Below are 8,026 nucleotides of genomic sequence, written 5' to 3' on the forward strand. Positions count from 1 at the left end.
ATTTTTTTTCATGTTTTCAAATCGGAAACATGTATTTGGCCTGCTTTTTTGTCTGAAAAAGCTGAGTAGTTACAAAAGAAAATTTAATATGGGATGGATATGATGCTTATAATATTACTTTAGTATTAAAAGATACTATGTATGATATTGCATCAGTACATGATTTTTTAGTAACAGAAAATACACCAACTGATTTAAAGACATATAAAGAATTTAAATTGAAGTTGAATAGGAGAATACAAAGATTTTTAAATAAAATAGAAACATGTAATAAAATCTTATTTGTTCGTATAGGGGGTACTTATGAAGAAGCAAAACAATTAGAATTTGTACTTTCTAAAATAGTACAAGTAGAATTCGAAATATTGCTAATAAACGAAATAGAAGAAAATCAAATTATTGAATATGATTGGGATTTTCCATATACATGTAGTATTGGAATGCCTTTAATGGAAAATGGATTACCTTCAACAACAAATGGAGAAATGTGGAATTATCTATTTAAGGGGATTAGATATAGTGAAATACAAAGTAAAGGTTAATTTTTAATATTAATTAGTATGATAATCAATTTTGCTCAAATCAATCCATTATACAAATTTTATTTATTTATGTAGATATCCTAACTATTAGAAGTGTTCTATATCCTTCATTTCGTATATCTTGCATTTTTTTCTCATTCCTCATATATCTAATTTTTCATTGGAAGAAAGATAAAAGGTAAGAGTCCATGGTAAGCGGACTTGAAGGGTTCAGCGGTTTGTGAATCCTTCAAGTCTATGTTGTTCTCCTAAAGATGGAGTAGGTAAGGCTACTATGAAAATCTTTAAGAAGTCTCTTAGAAGTTTTAAAGTAGATGTGTGATCTGAACAGCGCAACAAAAAGACTGGTTATCAGCTGAAGAAGTATCTAAGGAAATAAAAGTATCCGCTATGACTATAAAATGAAACTATCAAACCTACAGTGTTTTTTTAAAATTCCAACAAGGTGAAAAAAACAAGTATTTAATTCATCAAGAATGTATACCTATTTTTCAATTTATAGCTAAAAAGACAAAAGATCACTTAGAAAAGTGATCTTTTTCCCCTGAATGGGTTCAACTAGTAAAAAGGCCGTATATACTAGTTAAACTGTTTAGAGTTTAAACAGTTAAGAAAAGGTATACAACATGGAGTGCTGTATACCTTCTCTTATGCTTTATTTTAGCTTTTTATACCACAAAGTACATATAAAATCAAATATATATGCATGATTTTATGAAAAAAGCACACGAACCAAAAAAGACAAGCCTCTCTCTTTTCAATTTAAAAGACATGGGTTCTCCTTTTTAGTCGCGCTACTGTATTCCCTTATTTCTTTTTATTATTTTCATTAAATCCTGTATTCTTTTTTATTATCGACATAGAAGCTCCCCCTCTAATCCATCAGCAACTATTGCTGATGTCCAATAAACATATTGTACATCATGAATTTCTATAAATGTATATGTTATCTTTACTAACAAATCACACATAATACGTCTTTATCTACATCTGATTTAGGTGCTTTTTTAAGAGTGTTCCTTTGCTTTTTTGGCAAGAGGCTGACTGGGGTTTTGGGGGCTCCCTCATGATCTACGTATCTTTAAGTGAGATAATTATTAACTGCAGTTTGAAATTGCTGCATGAGGTTTAAAAATTTTAATTACAAGATTCTTATATTTAAAAACCCTTATATTAATAATGTTTTTTATTGCATATTAAGAAAAAATTTACAAGATAGTCCAAATTCCTTTTTTATTTTTCCTTATATCCCTATGCAACACTTGTCAGTATACCTGTTTTTATCAACAAGTGTTGCAATATATATGTATGCCATATTCCACAAAAATAGGACATTTTTATAACTTTCTTGTACTATATATATGTTATTTATACCAAAAATAGAACATTTTTTGTGTATTATACCTTTTATGGACAACACTAAGAAACATTTATTCATTTCTGGAATCTTTCTCTTTCATTGCACAATTGTTATATTTTTTGCACTAGAACCCATTCAGATATCTTCAACTGGGGAAGGTGTCTTTGCCGTCGATTACAAGTATCTGTTAGCGGTTTTTACGACTATTTCCACCGTAAGCCCACTGAAAGGTAGAAAAAACGTAAAAAGACGGCGACTTATATTATCATGCAATTTAAACATTTAAAAGGTCGAATGGGCTATCGAAAACTGTACTGTTACCTTGTAAATAAAGACGTTATGGTGAGCTTATTTCAAGTAAGACAAGCTTTATGTAGAGCTGGATTAAAGTCAAAAGTTATTTCCTACTATAAGAGAAGAAAACACAGATTCTACACATTTTTATTTAAGTAGAAGAAAAATAATACGCCATCTTCTGTATTCAAAACGCCATATTCTACGTCATGCAACTCTAATATATTCTTTGAAATAGCAAGACCCAATCCTGTTCCACCTTTTGAACGTTGACGAGACGTATCTCCTCGATAAAAACGATCCCATATTTTTTCTAAGTGTTCTGGCGCGATATGAGCTCCTTTATTTTCTATACATACTTTTACACGTTCATTCTCTTCTATTGTAGAAATAATAATATTCTCATGTTCTGGTGTGTAGCGAATCGCATTCGTAATAAAGTTCGTTATAACTTGTTCTATTCGACGTGGATTTGCTACTATCTCAATTTTAGAAATTTGTTTATGAACATGTAATTGCTTAGCTGTTATATCCGAGGTTAATTGTTCACATATATAATCAATCATCTCATCGATATGGAAAACACCCATATCCATTTTATACGTACCAGATTCGAATTTTGCTAACTCCAGCATATCAATAATGAGCATATCCATTTTATCTACTTCTTTTGACATTGCTTTAAAGTAATAATCTTTTTTATTACTAGCAACACCATCCTCTAAAATTGAAATACAGCTCTTCATAATACTTAAAGGTGTTTTTAACTCATGTGAAACACCCGCAATAAATTCTTTACGTGTATGTTCTAATTGCTTTTCTTTCTCTATATCTTGCTGCAATTGATGAATATATGAATGCAAAGCTTTAGAAAGTGTATTAATATTTTTTGATAAATCACCTATTTCATCCTTTGTAGTAATAGGTATCGTCTCTGAGAAATTTAAACCTGCAATTTTTTTTGTCGTATCATTTATTTGTAATAATGGCTTGGCGATTTTTTTTGAATAATAGAACGATATCAAAACAATTAAAATCAGTACAAAGATAATTAAATATACATAATAATCCTTAATCATTTGCACCGCTTCATCAACTGGCTGTAATGATGTCATAGCAAAGATATAATTTGTCTTACCATCTCCATCTTTTGTTGGTTGGATTAATAATTTATATTTAATATCATTTTCTGCATAATCCACTAGTTCTGTAGAAGAAAAATGATTTTGAGCTCGATTTACTATTAAATCCACCTGAAATTGTTTGATTCGATCTATAAACACACGATTTCCATAAATAGAGTTTATTCCCACAGCACCTTCTGGTAACTGTACTTTCTGAATCCTTCCTGATAAATATAATTCAGGCCATTCTTTTAAACGTATGGCTTTTGATCCATATACCTTTTCTGATAGTCGCTTGTTCTCCAGCACAACAGGCGAATCTTTTATTTTTACTATCGTCGGGATTACTGTGTCACCTTCTTGTAGTCCATCAATAGTAATAAAATCTCCCTTTTCGACAAGAAAGGGTAACCTTGACATATCGTCTAAGTTTCCCAAACTATACAATGGTATTTGAATGAAACGTTCCGAGAAAGTCTTATTTTGATTCGGATTTAATTGAATTTCTACATAATAATCCTTTGCATATTTTATATTCCCTACACTGTCTAGCGTTGTAATCCATGTTGCATTCTCTTGATAGAAATTGTGCTCCAATTCTTGAATTACTTTTATGTCATCTTCAGCTTTTACATATGCTTTTTCAAAGGAGTGAAGATTCGCCTGAATATCATTCATTTTACGATTTGCATAATATTGCTTAAAAAATAGGGTTTGTCCAATAAAAATAGTTGCTAAAATAAGTGTGCATAATGCTGTTGTTAATATAAATAACTTTGATACAATTCCTTTTTTCATACCTGTCCCTCAAATTTAAAACTAGCTTGTACAACGGTTACAATACAAGCTGCTTTTTGACCTAATTTATGACGTAAATTACGAATATGGTTATTAACAGTATGATTATCCCAAACATACTCATAACCCCAAAATTTTAATGATTAGTTGTTCTCGGGTAATCAGAATCCCTGGATTGTGCATTAAATACTTTAATATTTCAAATTCTGTATGTATCATACCTATATTTTCTACATCTACAGTTACTGTACGGGAAAGAAAATGCGTATGGGTAACCACTCCACTACTACAAGTTAATGTGTCTTCAGTGGGTACATCAGCTGCGTTATTAGTAGTAAAATATCTGCTTTCAATTAATCTGTTTGCTCGTACTAATAAAATAGGAGGACTATATGGTTTTGTAACATACTCATCCACCCGAGCCGCTAGCATGATAATTGGTACATTAGATTTCTTACGAATTCGTCGACATACCGTCCAAACATCTAATTCCGGTAACATAATGTCTAGAATAATTAACTGTATTTCATGTTCTTCAAATATAGATAATGCTTCTTTCACATCAATCGCTTCTAACACTTTATAGCCCTCGTTTAGTAGATAATCCTTCATAATTTCACGTGAAATATCTTCATCTTCTACAATTAAAATTGTTTTTTTGCATATTTTATCTTCTCCATTATTAATTTATTTTAGATTTTAACCAGTTAAAATCTTTCACTATTTTCATCACTACTAAATGTAGCACAATTATACGGGAATAATAGCATCCTGGTATAAAGATAAAATGCAGGGATAACCTTAAAATTTAAATTTTATTATAATTGTGTACTTGTAATTCATAGGATTACATAAAATGAAACATAATTTTGTAACAATATATATTACCTAACATTCTTGATACAATTAAAATGAATAAAGGAGGTATTGTATAAAACTCGAATATATGTGAGTGTCCACAATTGATCAAAATTTAGATCACCAAGAACAGCAATTAAAGGCGGATGGTTGCGAACGAATATTTTTTGAAAAAGTAACCAGAGTTAAACGAGACCGTCCTGAGTTAAATCGCGTGTTAGAGTTTCTACGTCAAAGAGCAAATTTGAAAAGCGTAAAAGAGGCATGGCCCGAGACAACTACGGAACATGGAAAAATAATTTTTACTATTTTTTCAGGGATTGCTCAGTTTGAAAGGGATTTAACCTCTGAACGAACAAAATAAGGGATTACAGCCGCAAAGAAAGGTGGGAAATACCTTGGAAGACCAAAAACCTATGAAGAAACAGTAAATCATGCCTTATATCTTATAGAACAAGGAATGAATCATACGAATGCTGCCGAGAAATCCGATATTTCTAGAATGATCTTATACTGCCAGATGCAAAGGGAGAATAAATATTGGGACAAAGAATTACCTTTGTATTGTTCACAATCTAGTTTCCCCACTGTTTCATTTTTACTTTTATAGGCATCTTCATAACTGACTAGAGCAGGAATCGTCTTATTAGGTCTGTAAGATTTTATTTAGTTAATAAAAGAGGCACGTTATGATTAGTATGCAAGAAATCACTTATTCCAGATTAAAAAGTTATCCATTTCCTACAAGAAAATCTTCTCTCACCTACATCAAATGAAATTTCGTGGGCAAAACAGAAAGCATGTAACTCTTTTTTGCAGTTAGGTTTATTAACAATGTTAAAAATATTCCAATCTTTAAATTATTTTTTTTCAATCAGAGATACTCCACTAATTATAATTGAACATATTGGGGAAAAGCAAAGCTCGCTCTGGTACAGGAATTGGTTCTGTTGCAAAGTTTTAATTTCTAAAAAATACGAATTAACATACACTCAATCAGAATAAATGCTAAGTAATATACAGAAAATTATATATTCCCTTCATAAATTTGATAGTTTTTTAAATTTTGTAACAGAACCAATAATAAACAATTCTAAAATAAAATTTTCAAGGGTTGCTTCCTCTCTTCCTTCTCCGATACAATAGACATATAGAATACGACACAGAAAGGTGACTCTATCCATGAATCAACCTTTAGTAAATTTACGAGTCGATTTTGCTTTTAAGCAATTATTTGGTGTACAAGGACAAGAGGAATTATTGATTTCTTTTTTAAATGCAATTTTGCAGGAGTCTTTATCTACACCGATTATATCGTTAAAAATTGAAGATCCACATTTGCATAAAGAATATGAAGAAGATAAATTATCTATACTAGATATACTCGCCACGCTTAATGGCGGAACAAAAGTCAATATTGAAATCCAACTAAGAAATACACAAGAGATTGTAAAACGTTCCCTTTACTATTGGAGTAAACTCTATACGTCTCAGCTTGAAAAAGGTATGTCTTATCGGTCGCTCCGAAAAACGATTGCAATTAACTTATTAGATTTTCACCTCTTTCCTAATTATGAAGATATGCATACAATTGGACAGTTTTGGAGTAAACAGCAGAAACAAGTCTTACTCGATGATTTGGAAATCCATTTTATTGAGATTCCAAAATTGCTTCAGCAATGGAGAGAAGAAAAAATTAATCCGTGGGAAAATGAGTTTGCTCGTTGGTTACTGTTGTTACCAGCACATGAAGATGAGCATTTAACTCACACTTTGGAGGACATCGCCATGAAACAAGATCCGATGTTACAAAAAGCTATCCATAAATGGGAGAACATGAGTCAGAGCAGTTCTTTCCGCCTAGCGTATGAAGCTAGAGAAAAGATTTTATTTGATGAGCAAGCAAAATTAACACATGCTCGTGAGGTTGGTATAGAAGAAGGAAGAAAAGAAGGTAAAGAAGAAGGTCTTCAAGAGGGTATGGAAAAAGGAAAATTAGCAGGAAGAGAGCAACTGATCCGTGGTATGCATAAAAATGGCATGAATATCGAAGATATTGCCAAGTTTACGAATATGGAACTGTCGGATATACGCTACATTTTGGAATAATAAAAGATAGGCATCTTATAGAATGAGATGCCTATCTTTTATCGATTATGTAGCCAATTACACGCAGCTACAGGCACTCTTATGAGTCCCGAAAGACTTAATAAACGCTTTAATTCAAAAGCTGTTGAACTTCTGAAATATATTTTTTCTACATTATGGAAAAGTAAACTTTGTAAAACATCGACCATTTCAAGTGCAGCGCTTACCCACTTTCAACGCATTCGTATTTTAGATGCAACGATTTTTCAAATACCAAAACACTTAGCGAGTATATATCCTGGATCCGGGGGTTGCGCACAAACAGCGGGTATCAAGATTCAATTAGAGTATGATTTACATAGTGGTCAATTTTTAAACTTCCAAGTAGGTCCAGAGAAAAATAATGATAAAACCGTTGGAACAGAATGTTTAGATACCTTACATCCAGGTGACTTGTGTATTCGTGATTTAGGCTATTTTTCATTAGAAGACTTAGATCAAATGGATCAACGAGGTGCCTACTATATATCCAGATTAAAATCAAACCATACCGTGTATATAAAAAATCCGTTTCCCGAATATTTCCGAAACGGGACCGTAAAAAAGCAGTCACAGTATATTCAAGTTGACTTAGAACACATCATGAACAATTTAAAACCTGGTCAAACAAATGAAAAAATCGTTCTTCATCCGGCCAAAAAGAACCGGATAAAGAACGATTTTTGGATTTTACATCATACTTCGTATTACATAAAAAGAGAGATAATACCCTTTACTACTACATCATTATAATCAACTGGAAAATGAAACATCTGTATCGCTCCTTTGCAAAATAAATTAATTACATGACAAATATAACACTCTACATAATCATTCTGAAATAATAAGGTAACTACTCAGCTTTTTCAGACAAAAAAGCAGGCCAAATACATGTTTCCGATTTGAAAACATGAAAAAAAATA

At 31.4% G+C, this 8,026-nt stretch carries 3 protein-coding genes and 4 pseudogenes; 5 read left to right on the forward strand and 2 right to left on the reverse strand.

What is annotated here, in order from left to right:
• Nucleotides 1-113 precede the first annotated feature (113 nt).
• Together JDS99_RS29100 and JDS99_RS32160 are read left to right on the forward strand one after the other, a co-directional pair.
• Nucleotides 114-542, forward strand: coding sequence for a DUF1796 family putative cysteine peptidase (locus tag JDS99_RS29100; RefSeq protein ID WP_345943241.1), 429 nt, complete (start codon nt 114-116; stop codon nt 540-542).
• Nucleotides 543-759: 217 nt separating this feature from the next.
• A pseudogene (locus JDS99_RS32160) lies at nt 760-864 on the forward strand (MarR family transcriptional regulator); the annotation flags it as partial.
• 1,469 nt (nt 865-2,333) lie between these two features.
• Here the strand turns inward: JDS99_RS32160 and JDS99_RS29105 are convergent.
• The gene (locus tag JDS99_RS29105) at nt 2,334-4,118 is read right to left on the reverse strand and encodes a sensor histidine kinase (protein WP_199696259.1); all 1,785 of its coding nucleotides are present in this window, start codon (nt 4,116-4,118) and stop codon (nt 2,334-2,336) included.
• A pseudogene (locus JDS99_RS29110) lies at nt 4,115-4,730 on the reverse strand (response regulator transcription factor). The gene JDS99_RS29105 and the pseudogene JDS99_RS29110 overlap by 4 nt, the downstream one beginning before the upstream one ends.
• A 340-nt stretch (nt 4,731-5,070) precedes the next feature.
• Between JDS99_RS29110 and JDS99_RS29115 the strand changes: the two are divergent.
• The 3 genes and pseudogenes from JDS99_RS29115 to JDS99_RS29125 all read left to right on the forward strand — a co-directional run.
• Nucleotides 5,071-5,508: pseudogene (locus JDS99_RS29115) on the forward strand (recombinase family protein); the annotation flags it as partial.
• A gap of 650 nt (nt 5,509-6,158) precedes the next feature.
• Nucleotides 6,159-7,085 carry an Rpn family recombination-promoting nuclease/putative transposase gene (locus tag JDS99_RS29120; RefSeq protein ID WP_199696260.1) on the forward strand — a complete coding sequence of 309 codons (927 nt, stop codon included), beginning with the start codon at nt 6,159-6,161 and terminating at the stop codon, nt 7,083-7,085.
• Between the two features lie 42 nt (nt 7,086-7,127).
• Nucleotides 7,128-7,739, forward strand: a pseudogene (locus JDS99_RS29125) (IS4 family transposase); the annotation flags it as partial.
• Nucleotides 7,740-8,026 lie beyond the last annotated feature (287 nt).

It is taken from the genome of Bacillus cereus group sp. N6, assembly GCF_016483705.1.
Taxonomy (GTDB): Bacteria; Bacillota; Bacilli; order Bacillales; family Bacillaceae_G; genus Bacillus_A; species Bacillus_A wiedmannii.